Annotated in this window: 14 protein-coding genes; 3 read left to right on the top strand and 11 right to left on the bottom strand. The window is 69.0% G+C overall.

Annotation, left to right across the window (positions count from 1 at the left end; translation table 11 throughout):
* Both QMO14_RS25465 and QMO14_RS25470 read right to left on the bottom strand, forming a co-directional pair.
* A partial coding sequence (locus QMO14_RS25465; RefSeq protein WP_301510558.1) for an ESPR domain-containing protein occupies positions 1–1,017 on the bottom strand: 1,017 nt, incomplete at its 3' end.
* Positions 1,018–1,323: 306 nt separating this feature from the next.
* Positions 1,324–2,004, bottom strand: coding sequence for a TetR family transcriptional regulator (locus QMO14_RS25470; protein WP_301510560.1), 681 nt, complete (start codon positions 2,002–2,004; stop codon positions 1,324–1,326).
* Positions 2,005–2,087: 83 nt separating this feature from the next.
* On the opposite strand from QMO14_RS25470, the gene QMO14_RS25475 reads away from it, so the two are divergent.
* Positions 2,088–2,753: an O-methyltransferase gene (locus tag QMO14_RS25475; protein ID WP_301510562.1), complete on the top strand. Its 666-nt coding sequence runs from the start codon at positions 2,088–2,090 to the stop codon at positions 2,751–2,753.
* 147 nt (positions 2,754–2,900) lie between these two features.
* A complete protein-coding gene (locus QMO14_RS25480) occupies positions 2,901–4,124 on the top strand; it encodes an arabinose transporter (RefSeq protein WP_301510564.1) in 1,224 nt (407 codons plus the stop codon).
* On the opposite strand, the gene QMO14_RS25485 is transcribed toward QMO14_RS25480, so the two are convergent.
* The 6 genes from QMO14_RS25485 to QMO14_RS25510 form a co-directional block, all read right to left on the bottom strand.
* A complete protein-coding gene (locus tag QMO14_RS25485) occupies positions 4,087–4,458 on the bottom strand; it encodes a hypothetical protein (RefSeq protein ID WP_301510566.1) in 372 nt (123 codons plus the stop codon). The two genes, QMO14_RS25480 and QMO14_RS25485, sit on opposite strands and share 38 nt — an antisense overlap.
* A gap of 45 nt (positions 4,459–4,503) precedes the next feature.
* Complete coding sequence (locus tag QMO14_RS25490; RefSeq protein ID WP_301510568.1) at positions 4,504–5,823, bottom strand: cytochrome c; 1,320 nt, start codon at positions 5,821–5,823, stop codon at positions 4,504–4,506.
* Positions 5,820–8,036 (bottom strand): molybdopterin cofactor-binding domain-containing protein, encoded by a 2,217-nt coding sequence (locus QMO14_RS25495; protein WP_367618171.1) that lies wholly within the window; start codon positions 8,034–8,036, stop codon positions 5,820–5,822. Before QMO14_RS25495 ends, QMO14_RS25490 begins: the two co-directional genes overlap by 4 nt.
* A 65-nt stretch (positions 8,037–8,101) precedes the next feature.
* Positions 8,102–8,605, bottom strand: a complete 504-nt coding sequence (locus QMO14_RS25500) for a (2Fe-2S)-binding protein (RefSeq protein ID WP_301510570.1) — start codon at positions 8,603–8,605, stop codon at positions 8,102–8,104.
* 191 nt (positions 8,606–8,796) lie between these two features.
* Positions 8,797–9,021: a DUF1059 domain-containing protein gene (locus QMO14_RS25505; protein WP_301510572.1), complete on the bottom strand. Its 225-nt coding sequence runs from the start codon at positions 9,019–9,021 to the stop codon at positions 8,797–8,799.
* Positions 9,022–9,043: 22 nt separating this feature from the next.
* The gene (locus tag QMO14_RS25510; protein WP_301510574.1) at positions 9,044–10,105 is read right to left on the bottom strand and encodes a class I SAM-dependent methyltransferase; all 1,062 of its coding nucleotides are present in this window, start codon (positions 10,103–10,105) and stop codon (positions 9,044–9,046) included.
* A gap of 145 nt (positions 10,106–10,250) precedes the next feature.
* Between QMO14_RS25510 and QMO14_RS25515 the strand changes: the two genes are divergently transcribed.
* The gene (locus QMO14_RS25515) at positions 10,251–10,733 is read left to right on the top strand and encodes a helix-turn-helix transcriptional regulator (protein ID WP_301510576.1); all 483 of its coding nucleotides are present in this window, start codon (positions 10,251–10,253) and stop codon (positions 10,731–10,733) included.
* A gap of 21 nt (positions 10,734–10,754) precedes the next feature.
* On the opposite strand, the gene QMO14_RS25520 is transcribed toward QMO14_RS25515, so the two are convergent.
* From QMO14_RS25520 to QMO14_RS25530, 3 genes are all read right to left on the bottom strand, one after another.
* Positions 10,755–12,068: an MFS transporter gene (locus QMO14_RS25520; protein WP_301510578.1), complete on the bottom strand. Its 1,314-nt coding sequence runs from the start codon at positions 12,066–12,068 to the stop codon at positions 10,755–10,757.
* Between the two features lie 60 nt (positions 12,069–12,128).
* Entirely contained in the window at positions 12,129–13,781 is a 1,653-nt protein-coding gene (locus tag QMO14_RS25525; protein ID WP_301510579.1) for a GMC family oxidoreductase, read from the bottom strand.
* Positions 13,782–13,926: 145 nt separating this feature from the next.
* A complete protein-coding gene (locus QMO14_RS25530; protein WP_301510580.1) occupies positions 13,927–15,564 on the bottom strand; it encodes a methyl-accepting chemotaxis protein in 1,638 nt (545 codons plus the stop codon).
* Positions 15,565–15,688: the final 124 nt, after the last annotated feature.

A 15,688-nucleotide genomic window follows, 5' to 3' on the forward strand; every position in this document is an offset into this window, starting at 1 on the left:
GCCGGCTCCAGCCGCCCCCATGCCTCCTGCACCGCCGCCGCCGGCCCCGCCCGCGCCGCCAGTGCCGCCGCTGACCGCGCCGGTGTTGGTCACCGAGACCGCGCTGCCCGTCAGCGTGATGCCGCTGCCGCCGGCACCGCCGCCGCCGCCCGATGCATTGCTGCGCGCCGGCAGCAACTCGGAGCCGCCCGCGCCGCCGGCACCGCCGGTGACGGCGCCACTGTTGGTGAAGACGATGCCCGAGGTGGTCGCATTCAGGAAGAAGCCGGCGCCGCCGCTGCCGCCGCCGCCGCCCTGCGAGAAAGCATCGCCGCCCTTGCCGCCCGCGCCGCCCGTCGAGCTGCCGGTGGCCGTGTAGTTGCCGGTCGGCCCGATGAGGATGGAGCCGTAGCCGCCCGCGCCGCCGCCGCCGGCTGCCCAGTAGCCGTTGCCGCCCGCGCCGCCGGCGCCACCCGTGTAGCTGTCGGAAGAGGTGGTGACGCCGCTGCCGATGGATGCGCCCTGGAATCCGCCGCCGCCGCCGCCGCCGTAGCCGTTTCCGTTGCTGAAGTCGCCTGTCTGCGACTGGCCGGCCGCGCCGTTGTCGCCCTGCAGCACGCCGGGGCTGACGACGTTGCTGCCGGCTCCCGCCGCGCCGCCCGTGCCGGCGGTGGCACCGGCGAAGGAGCCGATGTTGGCGGCGGCGCCGGCCGTCGGGCCCGCCTCGGTCGACGACCCTCCCGTGCCTCCGGTCGCGTTCACCGTGGTGTCGTTGAGCCCGCCGCTGCCGCCGCTGCCGTCGGCACCGCCCGAGCCGGCGTGCAGCGAGGTGTCGTTGGCCGGCTGGCCGCCCGCCCCGCCTGCCGCCATTGCCGGACCGGCGCCCAGCAGCAGTGCCGCGAGCGCAGGTGCAAAGGCAAGGGCGAGGCTGCGCGGCTCACCCGATCCGGCCGAGCGTGCATGGCCGCGCGAGGTTTCGGGTGCGGCGACCCAGGTGCCGCGGGATGGATTCCAGAGGGTCCGAAAAACCTTGTTCATGGATTCTCAATTTCTTCGTTCGTCACCTGAACGGGCAGGCTCCCGCGTGCGGGGGCGCGTCTGTACGCCGCCTGCACATGCCGTCGTTTTCGATTTGCAAGTCAAAAATGTAAGTACGCGTAGCTGCCGGCGATATGCCCGGAAGCGGGTACCTAGGCGGGGCGGATCGGTGACGCAGCAGGCGGGAGCGCAAGCGCCGGCACCGCCGGTTGAGGCCCAAGGCGCTGCAGGCGCGATGCCGCTTGGCGCGGCCATCCCCTGAACTGCATCAAGAGGTAAGCGGTGTTTCGATGGAAATACAAAAGGCTAGGGACGTGCCGGGCGGCGAGGGCGCTTCTTCGACGGCTCGGGCTCCTGCCCGTGCCCGAGGCTCTGCAGATAGGCGCAGAACATGTCGGCCATGGCGTCCGAGTAGGCCTCGATTTCCGCGTCGGTCCGCGGGCTCTCCGAGAACTGCTTGCCCACCGAACTGAAGGTGGTCGTGATCAGGTCGGCCGCCAGCGCGCGCGTGGCGTCGCCGGCATCGGGCAGGGCCTCGCGCATGAAGGTCTGCATGATGCGGTCGCCGGCGGCGCGTGCCTCGTGCGCCTCGGGCGCGTCGCGGTAGAGCGGGGCGGCGTCGTTGAGCGCCACGCGCATTCCGGCTTCCTCGCACTCCGAGCGCACGAAGGCATGCACCAGCATGCGCAGCCGCTCCAGCGGCGGACGCTGCGCGTCTTCGAGGATGCCGCAGAGCATGTCGCTCGTCTGCTTCCACTCGTCGCTCTGCAGCCTGAAGAGGATCGACGCCTTGTTCGGAAAGTACTGGTACACCGAGCCGACGCTGACGCCGGCCCGCTCGGCCACGCGCGTGGTGGTGAAGCGCTGCGCGCCTTCCTTCTCCAGAACCTGAAGGGCTGCCTCGAGGATGGCCGCGACGAGGTCGTTGGAGCGGGCCTGCTTGGGCTTTCTTCTAGAGGAGATCGGTGCGCTTCGTGGGTCGGCCATGGGCGGGGTTCGCAACGCGAATAGGAAATGTGAATGTTCCTTCATATTATTCGCCAACCTTCACTCCAACACGAAGAACTCCTGTGACAACCCTCACCAACAAACCGCTGGCGCCCCTGCTGGAGCGCCTGTTCGCCGAGGCCGCCGAGGCATCGCCCGCGATGAGCGCGGCGGTCGCCGGCCTGTCCGACGAAGAGCGCTCGAAGCTGATGCGCAGCAAGACCGGCTACCTCGATCTCTACGCGCGGCTCAAGGACGTTCCGCTCCCCGTCTCGCGCGAGACCGGCCTGCTGCTCTACATGCTGGCGCGCAGCGGCGGCGCGCGGAACATCGTCGAGTTCGGCACCTCCTTCGGCATCTCGACGCTGCACCTCGCCGCCGCCCTGCGCGACAACGGCGGCGGCCGCATCATCACTACCGAGTTCGAGCCCTCCAAGGTGGCGCGCGCCCGCCGCAACCTCGAGGCTGGCGGCCTTGCCGAGCTGGTCGAGATCCGCGAGGGCGATGCGCTGCAGACGCTCGCCGCCGATTTGCCCGAATCGATCGACCTGCTGCTGCTCGACGGCGCCAAGGCGCTCTATCCGGAGATCCTCGCGCTCGTCGAAAGCCGCCTGAAGCCCGGTGCCTTCGTCGTCGCGGACAACGCCGACCACAGCCCCGAGTACCTCGCGCATGTGCGCTCGCCCGCTTCGGGCTACATGTCCACGCCGTTCGGCGAGGACGTCGAACTGTCGATGCGGCTCGGATAGGCCGGGCGCTCGCATCAGCAGTGCCAGTCGCACTGGCCGTAAGCGTCTGACGTCAACCAACGCACTCCACGACCCTTGCCGGTCGGGGTGCGTTCGCATGCGCGCTCCGGTCGGCCGGGAGAACACCACGAACCTGGACGACACACCATGACTTCTCCATCGACACGGGCCACGACTTCATCGTTGCCACCATCATCGACGCGCGACCCCGCGCAGGGCCGCCTGCTGCTGCTGACGGCCATCCTCTTCATTTCCTATCTCTGCGTCGGCATGTCCCTGCCCGTCGTTCCGATCTTCGTGACGGGGCAGCTCGGGCTGGGCAACGTGTGGGCCGGGCTCGGCGTCGGCATCGCCTTTCTCGCCACCGTGCTGAGCCGGGCGTACGCCGGCACGCAATCGGACCGCGCCGGGGCCAAGTCCGCGGTGACGCGCGGGCTGGTCTTCTACGTGAGCGGCGCGCTGGTCTCGCTGGTCGCGGGCCTGCTGGCGCAGTCGCCCTGGACGGCTTACCTCGTCCTGCTCGCGGGCCGGCTGCTGGTCGGCCTCGGCGAAAGCCTGGTCGGCGTCGGCATCATCGGCTGGGGCATCGGGCTCGTCGGCCCGGTGCGCTCGGGCAAGGTGCTGGCGCTGGTCGGCGCCGCGATCTACGGCGCGCTGGCGGTCGGCGGGCCGATCGGCCTCGTGCTGCAGCAGCGCTTCGGATATGCCGGCGTGATGAGCGTCGGCGTGATCCTGCCGTGCCTCGGCATGCTGGCGATCTGGCGCATGGCCGGCGTGCCCGCGCATCCCGGCGCCGAGCGTCCGCCGTTCTGGCGCGTGATCGGCCAGGTCTGGCCGCACGGCACCATCGTGTGCCTGCAGGGCATCGGCTTCGCGGCGATCGGCGCGTTCTTCACGCTGCATTTCCTCGACCAGCACTGGCGCTACGCCGGGCTGGGCCTCACGGCCTTCGGCGGCGGCTTCGTGCTCGTGCGCGTGCTCTTCGGCCATCTGCCGGACCGCGTGGGCGGCCTGCCCGTGGCCATCGGCTCGCTCGCTGTCGAGACCGTGGGGCAGGCGCTGATCTGGAGCGCTTCCGATCCGGTGGTCGCCCTTGTGGGCGCGTTCCTTACGGGGTTGGGCTGCTCGATGATCTTTCCGTCCATGGGGCGCGAGGTCGTGCACCTTGTGCAGCCGCATCTGCGCGGCACGGCTTTGGGCGGCTTCTCCGCTTTCCAGGATGTCGCCTATGGGCTGACTGGCCCGCTCGCCGGGCTGCTGGCCGACAGGGCCGGGTACGGCGGTGTGTTCCTGGCCGGTGCCGGCGCGGCGGCGGTGGGGCTGGTGATCGCGATCAGCCTTCGCCGGGCTCAGACAAGGTCTCGGCCCTGAACTCGAAGACGGCCTTCGCCTTCAGCTCGGCTTCGAGCCCGGCCTTCAGTTCGACGGCGACTCTCTGGGGCTCGCGGCGCAGCTCCGCGATGTCGCGCTCGCCCACGCAGAGACCGTCGAGCCGCACGTAGATGCGCGAGAAGTCGCCGCCCAGCGCGCGCGCCACGTCGCCGAGGCAATCGGCCAGCGTGGCGAAGCCGCCGTTGCGGTACGAGCTGGGAGGTATCACGCCCCTGGAGCGGGGCGCGCGAACGGAGTAGGCGTAGGACGAAACTTCCTTCCGCAGCTCCACCACGGGCTGCAGGCAGCGCTGTGCTTCCCCTGTTCTTTTCATGGCCGCAGTGTAGATGCGGCGGCCCCTGGCGACCAGCCGGCCGGGTCAGGGGCCTGGAGCCTGCGCGCGCTGCTTCGCGACGAACTCCGGCGTTACCGCCGCCTGCTTGTTGCCGAACTGCGCGATGACGTAATTGGCCAGCGCCGCGACCTCGGCATCGGTGTAGGCCTTGCCGAAGGCGGGCATGTAGATCTCCCTGTCGTGCACGTGCATGCGCACGCCCTGCAGGATCATCTGCGTCACGTTGGAGCCCTCCGGGTCGTTCACGCCGCGCGTGCCCAGCAGCGATGCGTTGGCGGTCTGCTGGCCCTTGCCGTTCCACTGGTGGCAGCTCGCGCAGGCGGATGCGAAGAGCCGCAGCCCCAGCTCGTGGCCCTCGGCCGTGTTGGCGGCCGGCGCGGCGGCGCTCGCCGCGAGTGCCCACGGCGCCTTCGCATCGACCTCGATCGGGTTCTTTCCTGCCTTCGCGGGCACCGTGCGCAGGTAGCTCACGAGCGCGGAGGCGTCTTCGGGCTTCAGGTACTGCAGGCTGTGCTCCACCGCCTCGCCCATCGGGCCCGATGCGGAACCGCGACCCTCGGCATGGCCGGTCGTGAGGTAGGCGGCGATCTCGGCGTCGCTCCAGGCGCCGATGCCGTTCTTCGCGTCGGAAGTGATGTTGTAGGCCCGCCAGCCCTGGATGGATTCGCCCGCGAGCTCGCTGCCCTTTTCCATCGCGAAGGCGAAGTTGCGCGGCGTGTGGCATTCGGCGCAGTGGCCCAGCGCGGTGGCGAGGTACTTGCCCTGGTTCCACGCGAGCGGCTTCGATGTGTCGGCCTCGAAGCGCTCGCTCTTGAAGAAGGCCGCGTTCCAGAAGCCCATGGCCCAGCGCTGGTTGAACGGGAAGCCGAGGTCGGCCTCGCGGTTCGGCTGGCTGACCTTGGGCAGGCTGAACAGGTAGGCCTTGATCGCGAGCACGTCGTTGCGGCTCAGCGCCGTGTACGAGGTGTACGGAAAGGCCGGGTACAGGCGCTTGCCGTCGGCGCGCACGCCGTCGTGCAGCGCGCGCACGAACTGCTCGTCTGTCCATTTGCCGATGCCGGTCTCGGGGTCGGCCGTGATGTTCGACGAATAGATCGTGCCGAAGGGCAGAACGAAAGGCAGCCCGCCCGCGAAAGGCTGGCCCTTGCCTCCGGGCACCGTGTGGCACGCGATGCAGTCGGCGGCCTTGGTGAGGTATTCGCCGCGCACCAGCAGCGCCGCATCGACCGGCGCGCCGGCCAGCGCCGGAGCCTGGCCTTCGGACCCGTCGGTGCGGTTCAGGAAGAAGTAGAGCCCGGCGCCGATGACCACCAGCACCGCCAGGGTCTTGAAGAACCGCTTCATGCCGACCTCCCTTCATCGAATCCCTCGCCAGGCCCTGCATCGGCGACCTTCTTCTTCAGCGCCTCCTTGTCCTGCGCCAGCAGCGCACGGTTCACAGGCAGCGCGCGCAGGCGCACGCCGGTCGCCGCGAAGATCGCGTTGGCCAGCGCCGGTGCCGCGATGGCGGTGCCGACCTCGCCGAGCCCGCCGGGAGCCTCGGCGCTCTTCACCGCATGTACTTCGATCGACGGCGATTCGTTGATGCGCAGCGTGCGGTAGTCGTGGAAGTTGCTCTGCTCGATGGCGCCGTCGCGCAGCGTGATCTCGTTGAACAGCGCCGCGCTCAGACCGAACACCAGACCGCCCTGGACCTGCGCCTCGATGGAGCTTGCGTTCACCGCGACCCCGCAATCCACCGCGACCACCGCGCGTCGCATGCGCACCTCGCCCTGCGGTGAAACCTCGGCTTCGACGATGGCGCACACGCGGCTGCCGAAGGCATCGCCCACGGCCACGCCACGCCCCACGCGCGCGGGCAGCGAGCCCTGGCCCCAGCCGATCTTGCTGGCCGCGAGGTCGAGCACCGCGAGCGTGCGCGGGTTCTTCTGCAGCATCGCGCGGCGGTACGCCACCGGGTCCTTCTTTGCGCGGTGCGCGAGCTCGTCGATGAAGCTCTCCATCACGAAGAGGTTGTGGGTGGGGCCCACGCCGCGCCACCAGCCGACGTTCAGGCCCGCCGGCATGTCGTGCCGCACCCATTCGACCTTGAGGTTCGGCAGGTCGTAGCAGGGCTCGGCCACGCATTCGATCAGGTCGCCGTCCATGCCGTCCTTGCCCATGAAGGCAGGGGCCCAGCGGCCCAGTACCGTGCCGCCCGCGATGCGGTCGCCGAACCAGAGGACGCGGCCCTCGCCATCGACCACGGCCGAGATGTCGTCGTGGTACATGGGGCGCACGATGTCGTGGCGGATGTCCTCTTCGCGCGTCCACACCACCTTGAGCGGGTAGGGCACCTGCTTGGCGAAGGCCACGGCCTGCTCCACGGAGTCGGTTTCCAGCCGACGGCCGAAGCCGCCGCCCAGGTACTGGTTGTGCACCACCACCTTGTCCTGCGGCAGGCCGGTGATCTTCGCGGCCACGCCCGCGCAGCGCGCCGGCACCTGCGTGCCCACCCAGATGTCGCAGCCGTCGGGCCGCACATGCACMGTGGTGTTCAGCGGCTCCATGGTCGCGTGCGCGAGCATCGGCAGGTCGTAGGTGGCCTGCACCAGCGTGCCCTCGGGCCGCTTGCCGGTTTCCTTGCCGACGATGGCCTTGTCTTTCGCAAGCGCATCGGCCAGCGCCGTGCGCAGCTGCTGCGTGGTGAGCGTGGCGTTGCGCCCCGGCGTCCACTGCAGCTTCAGCGCTTCGAGCCCTTGCTTCGCGGCCCAGAAATGCTCGCCCACCACGGCCACCGCGTCATTGATCCGCAGCACCGCGATCACGCCGGGGATGGCGCGCGCGGCCTTGTCGTCCACCGAGGCCAGCACGCCGCCCAGCGTGGGGCTTGCCTTGACGGTCGCCACCTTCATGCCGGGCACGCGCACGTCGATGCCGAACTGCGCCGTGCCGTTGACCTTGCCCGCCGAGTCGACGCGCCGCAGCGGCTGGCCGATCAGCCTGAAATCCTTCGGCTCCTTCAGCGTCACCTTGCCCGGCATCGGCAGCCTGGCCGCAGCTCCCGCGAGGGCGCCGAAGCCGAGCTGCCGGCCCGAGGCCGCGTGGCTCACCACGCCGCGCGCCACCGTGCAGCTCGCGGGGTCGACTTTCCACTGCGCCGCTGCCGCGCTCACCAGCAGCGTGCGCGCCACGGCGCCGGCCTCGCGCAGCACGCCGAAGGTGCCGCGCGTGCTGGTCGAGCCGCCGGTGATCTGGCCGCCGAGCAGCGGCATGCCGTACAGCGCCTCGTTGGCCGGCGAGTGCTCGACGCGCACCTGGTCGAGCTCCACGCCAAGCTCTTCGGCCAGCAGCATCGCCGAGCCGGTGTAGATCGCCTGGCCCATCTCGGCCATCGGCATCACGAGGCGCACGCCGCCGTCGGCGTCGATGCGGATGAAGGCGTTCGGCGCGAAGGCCGGGTTGCCGTCGGCGAGCGCGGCGGCCGCGTCGCCCGGCTGCTGCCTCGGATTGATCGCGGCGAAGGCCTTGCCCGTGCCCAGCCATGTGAAGGCCAGTGCGAGGCCGCCGGCCTGCATGGCCGCGCGGCGGCTGATGCCGCCGATGCCGTTGCCCGTGCCGCTGCCGGTGCGGTCCAGCGACTTCACGATGCGCTCCCCGCAGGCAGCACGGCCACCGACTGCATCACCTCAGCCTTGCCGGTGGCCGCCTGCTTGATGGCAGCCCGGATGCGCGAGTAGGTGCCGCATCTGCAGACATTGCCCGACATGGCCAGGTCGATGTCGGCATCGCTGGGGTTGGGCGTGCGCTGTATCAGCGCGGTGGCCGACATGATCTGGCCCGACTGGCAGTAGCCGCACTGCACCACGTCGACATCGAGCCATGCCTTCTGGATGCTCTTGCCCGCGGGCGTCTGCGCGATGGCTTCGATGGTGGTGACGGCCTTCTTGCCGATGGCGCCGACCGGCAGCACGCACGATCGCACGGGCTGGCCGTCGAGGTGCACGGTGCAGGCGCCGCACTGGGCGATGCCGCAGCCGAATTTGGTGCCGGTGAGTCCGACGATGTCGCGCAATGCCCAGAGCAGGGGCATGTCGTCGGGCGCGTCGATGGCAACGGACTGGCCGTTGATGTTGATATCGATCATGGGCCTTGCCTTTATTCTGGTTCGCCGTGGGTGGCAGCGAACCATAGCGCGACTTCGCAAAGCGCGCTTGGCGGGCAAGGGGCGTTCGACCGGCGCGCGAGCCTTTTGCTGCAAGGCGCCGGCTTGCATTCATCCGAAGGTATTCATCGCCGCGCTTTGTCCGTCGCGCGGCGGCGATCGGTGCGCGACCGTCAGGCAGGCGCCTTCGGCGCGGTGGGTGCCTGCAGCGGCGGCGTTCCCATCTTGAACAGGCCCGCGAGCTGCTTGCGCAGCTCCGGCGTGTCGGTGTGGCCGTGAACAGTCACGGCATGCTGCACGGCGGCATCGAGCAGTTCGCTCTCGGTGTCGGCGCTGAGCGCGACGCTGCAGTTCGTCGTGCTCGGGTACTCGCGGCAATCGATGTATTGGCGTGACATGGCGGCACCTCCTGGAATGTCCTTACGGACGTGCTTCGAAAATCAGGTTGAAGGGCGTCTCGCTGGCGCGGCGGAAATGCGCGAAGCCGCCCTTGGCGGCCACGTCGCGAAGCCGCGCCTCGCCGGCCTGCGCACCCAGGCACAGGCCCACTTCCTGCGAGCGCGAGGCCGGCGTGCAGATGAAGTTCGACGCCGAATAGAACACGCGCCCCACGGGGTTCATGTTGTCCTCCAGCCGGTCGTTGGCAAAGGGCTCCACCAGCATCCATGTGCCCTGCGGCTTGAGGCTGCCGCGCACATGCGCCGCCGCGCCGACGGGGTCGCCCATGTCGTGCAGGCAGTCGAAGAATGCGACCAGGTCGTAGTCCTTGCCCGGAAAGTCCTTCGCGCTCGCGACCTCGAAGCTCAGGCGCTTCGGATCGTCGATGCCGGCCTTGCGCGCCGTTTCGCGCGCGCGCTCGATGGAGGGTGCGTGATAGTCGAAGCCGATGAAGCTCGACTCGGGGTAGGCCTGCGCCATCAGCAGCGTCGACGCGCCATGCCCGCAGCCCACGTCGGCCACGCGCGCGCCGCGTTCGAGCGCGGCCGAGACGCCTTCGAGCGCCGGTATCCACTGGCTCACGAGGTTGGCCGCATAGCCGGGCCTGAAAAACCGCTCGGTGCCGTGGAAGAGGGCGGGGTCGTGCTCGTGCCAGCCGATGCCCAGGCCGGTGCGCATGGCCTGGACCATCTTGGGCACGGCCTTGAACTGCGCCACGGCGATCTGGAATGCGCCTGGCACGAAGGCCGGGCTGCCTTCCTCGGCGAGCGCGAAGGCCTGCTCTTCGGTGAGAGAGAAACGCTCGCTCTTCGGGTCGTACTCCACATAGCCGCTGGCGGCCTGGGCCGAGAGCCATTCGCGCAGGTAGCGCGGATCGGTCTCGGTGCGCCTGGCCAGTTCTTCCGCCGTGCCGGGGCCCTTGGCCATTTCCTTGTACAGGCCGAGCTGGTCGCCCACGACGATGGTTGCCGCATGCATCACGGCCCCGATGTCATGGACGAAGTTACCCATGAACGCGTTAAGCCTTGTTTCGTCGATAGCCATGTGTATCCCCTTCGCCGGCGGACGGCTCGCGCGCCCCTCGCCTGCCTATACTGGTTCGCGGCAGAGGGACAGCGGACCATCCTGCGTCCCCACGGATACAGGCGCCATACGCAGCAATGCGTATGCAGGATGAAAGGGGCATGCCATGACGCATCTCACGCGCAACGGTTGCGCGAGCGCACTTCGCCTGCTGGAAGAGCTGGAGTCCGGGCAATCGCCTGTGCGGCATCACGGCGTGCATGCAATCCGGCGCATCGCGACGAAGGCACCGGGCCGGCGCGAGTTCCGCCGGGCCTCGATGCAGGCCGACCGCTACCGCCGCGTGGGGCTGGAGCATGCGGTGGCGGTGGCTCTGCTGTACCGGCTGACCTGCCGGGCGGAAGCGCCGATGCCCGCCGCCGCTCTTCCGCCCGTCATCGCGCCCGTCATCGCGCCCACCCTCACGCCCCGCGAAGGCGACGTCATGCACTGGCTCTCGCGCGGCAAGACCGACGCCGAGATCGCCGCCTTGCTCCAGATCAGCCCGCGCACCGTGCACAAGCACCTCGAGCACGTGTACGTGAAGCTGGGCGTGGAGACGCGCACGGCAGCCGTGATGCGCGCGCTCGGCATGGGCGGCGCGCTCTGAGAAGGACGCCGGAAGAACCCTTCAGCGCGAGGGCACCGCCACCGGCGCATCGGCGGGCGACGCGCTGCGCCCGATCATCCACGCGCACACCGCCGACACCACGCCCGCGAACAGCACGTACAGGCAGATCTGCCAAGGCTCGCCGCCGCCCGATTTCAGCAGCGCGGTCGCGATGATCGGCGTGATGCCCGAGGCGAAGATGCCCGAGAACTGGTAGACGAAGCTGATGCCCGTGTAGCGCACCTTGGCGTCGAACAGGTCGCAGAAGAGGGCGGCCTCGGGCCCGTACACCGAGGCGTACAGGATGCCGAAGGGAATGATGATCGACAGCCAGATGAGCAGCACGTTGCCGCCGCTGTGCGTCATGAGCCAGAAGCCCGGAAAGGCCGACACGGCGGTGATGAGCGAGCCCCACATGTACACGCGCGGCCGCCCCAGCCGGTCCGACATGCGGCCGAAGAATGGAATGGCGAAGCACATCACCACCGCCGCCGCCATCACGCCCAGCAGCGCCTCGGTGCGGTTGATCTTGATGGTGCTCGTGAGGTAGTTGATGGAGAACACGCCGAAGATGTTGAAGAACACCCCGTCGATGTAGCGCGCGCCCATGCCCTTTAGCACGTTGCCGGGGTAGCGGCGCAGCATGTCCATGAAGGGAATGCGCAGCTCGGCGTTGCGCGCCTTCACGGCCGCGAACTCCGGCGTTTCCTTCACGTGCAGGCGGATGTACATGCCCACCATCACCATCACGCCCGAGATCAGGAAGGCGATGCGCCAGCCCCACGAGAGGAACTGCTCGTCGGTGAGCAGCGACGACAGCAGCGCCACCACGCCAGAGGCCATGCACAGGCCGATGGCCAGCCCGATCTGCGGCAGCGAGGCATAGAAGCCGCGCTTCTCCTTCGGCGCGTATTCGTAGGCCATGAGCACCGCGCCGCCCCATTCGCCGCCCAGCCCGATGCCCTGCGCCACGCGCAGCACCAGGAGCAGCAGCGGCGCCGCGATGCCGATCTGCGCGTAGGTGGGCACCAGCCCGATGAGGAAGGTGGCCACGCCCATGATCATCAGCGTGATGATGAGCATGCTCTTGCGGCCTATCTTGTCGCCGAAGTGGCCGAAGATCACGCCGCCCAGCGGCCGCGTGACGAAGCCCACCGCGAAGGTGGTGTAGGCCAGCAAGGTCGACACCACCGGGTCGCTGCCCGGGAAGTAGAGCTTGTTGAGCACGATGCCGGCCACCACGCCGTACAGGAAGAAGTCATACCACTCGATGGTGGCGCCCACCAGGGCCGAAACCACCACCCTGCGAATCGCTTTCTCGTCGCTTGCGCTCATGTCGTTGTCTCCGATGAGGTTGTCGTGGCGGCCTCTGCGGGCCTTGGCTTGCAGAAAAACTCAGTGCGTGGCGGCTGCCGCCCTCGCGTCCTTGCGGTTGTCCTCTCTGATCAGGTCGACGGCCTTCTCGGCCATCATCACGGCGGGTGCGTTGGTGTTGCCCGACACCAGCGTCGGCATCGCCGAGCAGTCGATCACGCGCAGCCCCGCCACGCCGTGCACGCGCAGGCGCGCATCGACCACCGCGAGCGCGTCGGCGCCCATGCGGCAGGTGCCGGTGGGGTGGAAGATGGTGGCGCCGTTGTTGCGGCAGAACTCCAGCAGGTCTGCATCGCTCGCCGCGCCGGGGCCGGGCTTCACCTCGCGCTTCACGTAGGGGCGCATCGCGGGCGAATCGGCAATGGCGCGCGCGGCCTTCACGCCGGCCACGGTGGTCGCGCGGTCGAGTTCGGTCGAAAGATAGTTGGGCTGCATCTCCGGCGGCTCGGCCGCGTCGAGCGAGCGGATGCGCACGTGCCCGCGCGACTCGGGCCGCAACTGGCACACCGACATCGTGAAGCCCGAGTACGGATGCACCTTGCCGCCCGCCATGTCGGCCGAGAGCGTGGCCACGTGGAACTGGATGTCGGGCGTGGCCGCCACCGGCCGGCCGTCCGCGTCTTTCAGCGCGCGCATGAAGCAGCCGCCCTGGTTGATGCCCACCGCCAGCGGGCCCGTGCGGTGCAGCAGCCATTCGAGGCCCATGCCCATCTGTCCGAACCAGGAGTTGAGCTGGTCGTTGGTGGTGATCGGCTTGGTGCACTCGTAGCCCAGCCGGATCTGCAGATGGTCCTGCAGGTTCTCGCCGACGCCGGGCAGCTCGTGCACCACCGGAATGCCGAAGCGATCGAGCAGCGCGCGCGGCCCGATGCCCGAGAGCTGCAGCAACTGCGGCGACTGCAGCGAGCCGGCCGACAGCAGTACCTCGCCGCGGCAGCGCGCGGTCTTGAGTTCGCCACCCTGGCGGTAGCTGATGCCGGCGGCGCGCCTGCCGTCGAACAGCAGCCGCCCGGCCATCGCCTCGGTCTCGATGCGCAGGTTGGGCCGCCGCTTCACCGCCGGCGTCAGGTAGGCCTTGGCCGTGCTGCAGCGCCAGCCCTTGTGCGTGGTGAGCTGGTAGTAGCCGGCGCCTTCCTGCGCGGCACCGTTGAAGTCGTTCGTGCGCGGCACGCCGGTCTGCGCCGCGCCGTCGATGAAGGCTTCGATCAGCTCGTGCTTCGCCGCGATGTCCGAAACCCTCAATGGCCCTTCGCCGCCGTGGAAGGCGTCGCCGCCGCGCTGGTTGCCTTCGGAGCGGATGAAGTAGGGCAGCACGTCGTCGTAGCTCCAACCGTCGTTGCCCAGCGCGGCCCAGTGGTCGTAGTCCTCGCGCTGGCCGCGGATGTAGATCAGGCCGTTGATCGAACTCGAGCCGCCCAGCGTCTTGCCGCGCGGCCAGTAGATGCGCCGGCCGTTCATGTTCGGGTCGGGGTCGGTCTCGAAGCGCCAGTTGTAGGTGGGGCTCCACATCGTCTTGCCGTAGCCGATGGGCAGGTGGATCCACAGCGACCGGTCCGCCGGGCCCGCCTCGAGCAGCAGCACCCGCGTGGCCGGGTCTTCGCTGAGCCGGCCGGCGAGCACGCAGCCGGCGGAGCCCGCGCCGACGACGATGTAGTCGAACTCTTCTTCAGGCATGCAATGGTCCCGGGGGAGGTTCTTCAAGGGCGAGCGCCCTTGTTCGAACCAATCCTAGGCCATTGATTTTCGGAACGCAATGTTCCGTTTTTAACGTTTACCCGCATGCCAGCCCCGGTGGCGGCGGGGGTGGGCGTTCCGATTCCTACGCCAGTGCGCTATCGCCCGAGAGCCGAAGAACCGGCTCGACGGTACGCGCGGCAATGGCATCGGGGCGCGGCTTGCCGACCCGGAAGGCCGAGACCGCCTGCACAAGCTGCTCGACCTGCATGTTCATGCTCTGGGCCGCGGCCGCGCTCTGCTCGACGAGCGCGGCGTTCTGCTGCGTGGCCTGGTCCAGTTGCGTCACCGCCGCGCTGACCTGCGCGACACCGGCGCTCTGCTCGGAGCTGGCCGTGCTGATCTCGCCGACGATGCTTGCGACCCGCCTGATGGAATCGACGACTTCCGCCATGGTGGCGCCCGCGCGGTCGACGAGCGCCGAGCCGGCCTCGACGCGATCGACGCTCGCGCCGATCAGGGCCTTGATCTCCTTCGCGGCGTCGGCGGAGCGCCCGGCGAGGCTGCGCACTTCGGAGGCGACCACCGCGAAGCCCCGGCCCTTCTCGCCGGCGCGCGCAGCCTCCACGGCGGCGTTCAGCGCAAGGATGTTGGTCTGGAACGCGATGCCGTCGATCACGCCAATGATGTCCGCGATCCGCTTGCTGCCGTCGTTGATGCTCTTCATCGTCTCCACGACCTGCACCACGACTTCGCCGCCGCGCATCGCCACGCTGCTCGCGCCGTCGGCGAGCCTGTTCGCCTCGGTGGCGCTGGCGGCGTTGCGCCTGACGGCGGCATTGAGTTCTTCCATGGAGGCCGCGGTTTCCTGCAGCGACGAGGCCTCGGACTCCGTCCGGCGGGAAAGGTCGTTGTTGCCCTGGGCGATCTCCGCGCTCGCGACCGCGATGTTGTCGGCGCAGGAGCGGACCTGGCCGATCAGGGCGACCAGCTGGCGCCGCATGGCGACCATGGACGCCAGCACGCTGCCCTGCGGCGCCTCGTGCGCGCCGTCGATCTCGCTCAGATCGCCTTCGGCGACCCTGTGGGCCGCCACGCTGAGCAATTTCGGCTCGCCGCCGAGCGCCGAAAAAAGACGGCGTGCGATGAAGACGCCGAGCGCCACCGCCGCGAGCACCGCGAAAGAGCTCAGCGCGAGCAGCAACTTCAGCTGCCGCGAATAGGCCGCCGCGGAGGCCTCGACATCCTTTTGCGATATTTCCGCGTTGTAGTCGGCGTATTCGACCGAGGCGAGCTGCAGCTGCAGGAGCAACGGCCTGCACGCGGTATTCATTCTTTCGATCGCCTCCTCGCGTCTTCCAGCGGCGGCGAGTTCGACGATGGAAAGGGCAATCGGCAGGTATTCCTTTTCGGTCTTTTCCATCTTTTCGAAGATGGCCCGTTCGCGCTGCGTCACGTCGTTTTCCGTGTCGAGCGCCTTCTTGAGTTCCTTCAGGGCGGATTGCAGCTTCTCGTTGCTGCCGACCGCCATCGCCTTGGCCCGGTCGCGGTCTGCCTCCGATTGCACGAGCACCATCTCGCGCACGCCGATGGCCCGCCGGCTGGCGGCGATGCCGATCTCGGAGGTCAGCGCCTTGCGGTGCGCGATGCCGGCGACGTAGCTGGAGAACCGGTGGTCGGCCGCACTCAGCGAACGCAGCGCCAGCAGGCTCACAAGCAGCACCAGCAGCGCGAGGATCGCGAAAGTCCCGGCGAGCAGTTTCCGGGTCGAGAGAGTTTTCATGGGTCCGGTATCAGGAGTAGGAAAAGCGAGATCGCAATGAGCGCCGTCGGAATTGCGGCGTTATTGAATCGGCGCGAATTCCGTGCTTTTCTTTTCGGTTGCGATTTCAGCTTCTTGAGGCCAT

This window comes from Variovorax sp. CAN15 (assembly GCF_030462475.1).
Lineage (GTDB): Bacteria > Pseudomonadota > Gammaproteobacteria > Burkholderiales > Burkholderiaceae_C > Variovorax.

Excerpts from the sequence above, each read along its gene's own strand:
- QMO14_RS25490 (WP_301510568.1), bottom strand. The coding sequence starts at position 5,823 with ATGAAGCGGTTCTTCAAGACCCTGGCGGTGCTGGTGGTCATCGGCGCC.
- QMO14_RS25505 (WP_301510572.1), bottom strand. The coding sequence starts at position 9,021 with ATGTCACGCCAATACATCGATTGCCGCGAGTACCCGAGCACGACGAAC.
- QMO14_RS25530 (WP_301510580.1), bottom strand. The coding sequence starts at position 15,564 with ATGAAAACTCTCTCGACCCGGAAACTGCTCGCCGGGACTTTCGCGATC.
- QMO14_RS25520 (WP_301510578.1), bottom strand. The coding sequence starts at position 12,068 with ATGAGCGCAAGCGACGAGAAAGCGATTCGCAGGGTGGTGGTTTCGGCC.
- QMO14_RS25470 (WP_301510560.1), bottom strand. The coding sequence starts at position 2,004 with ATGGCCGACCCACGAAGCGCACCGATCTCCTCTAGAAGAAAGCCCAAG.
- QMO14_RS25485 (WP_301510566.1), bottom strand. The coding sequence starts at position 4,458 with ATGAAAAGAACAGGGGAAGCACAGCGCTGCCTGCAGCCCGTGGTGGAG.
- QMO14_RS25480 (WP_301510564.1), top strand. The coding sequence starts at position 2,901 with ATGACTTCTCCATCGACACGGGCCACGACTTCATCGTTGCCACCATCA.
- QMO14_RS25500 (WP_301510570.1), bottom strand. The coding sequence starts at position 8,605 with ATGATCGATATCAACATCAACGGCCAGTCCGTTGCCATCGACGCGCCC.
- QMO14_RS25525 (WP_301510579.1), bottom strand. The coding sequence starts at position 13,781 with ATGCCTGAAGAAGAGTTCGACTACATCGTCGTCGGCGCGGGCTCCGCC.
- QMO14_RS25515 (WP_301510576.1), top strand. The coding sequence starts at position 10,251 with ATGACGCATCTCACGCGCAACGGTTGCGCGAGCGCACTTCGCCTGCTG.
- QMO14_RS25510 (WP_301510574.1), bottom strand. The coding sequence starts at position 10,105 with ATGGCTATCGACGAAACAAGGCTTAACGCGTTCATGGGTAACTTCGTC.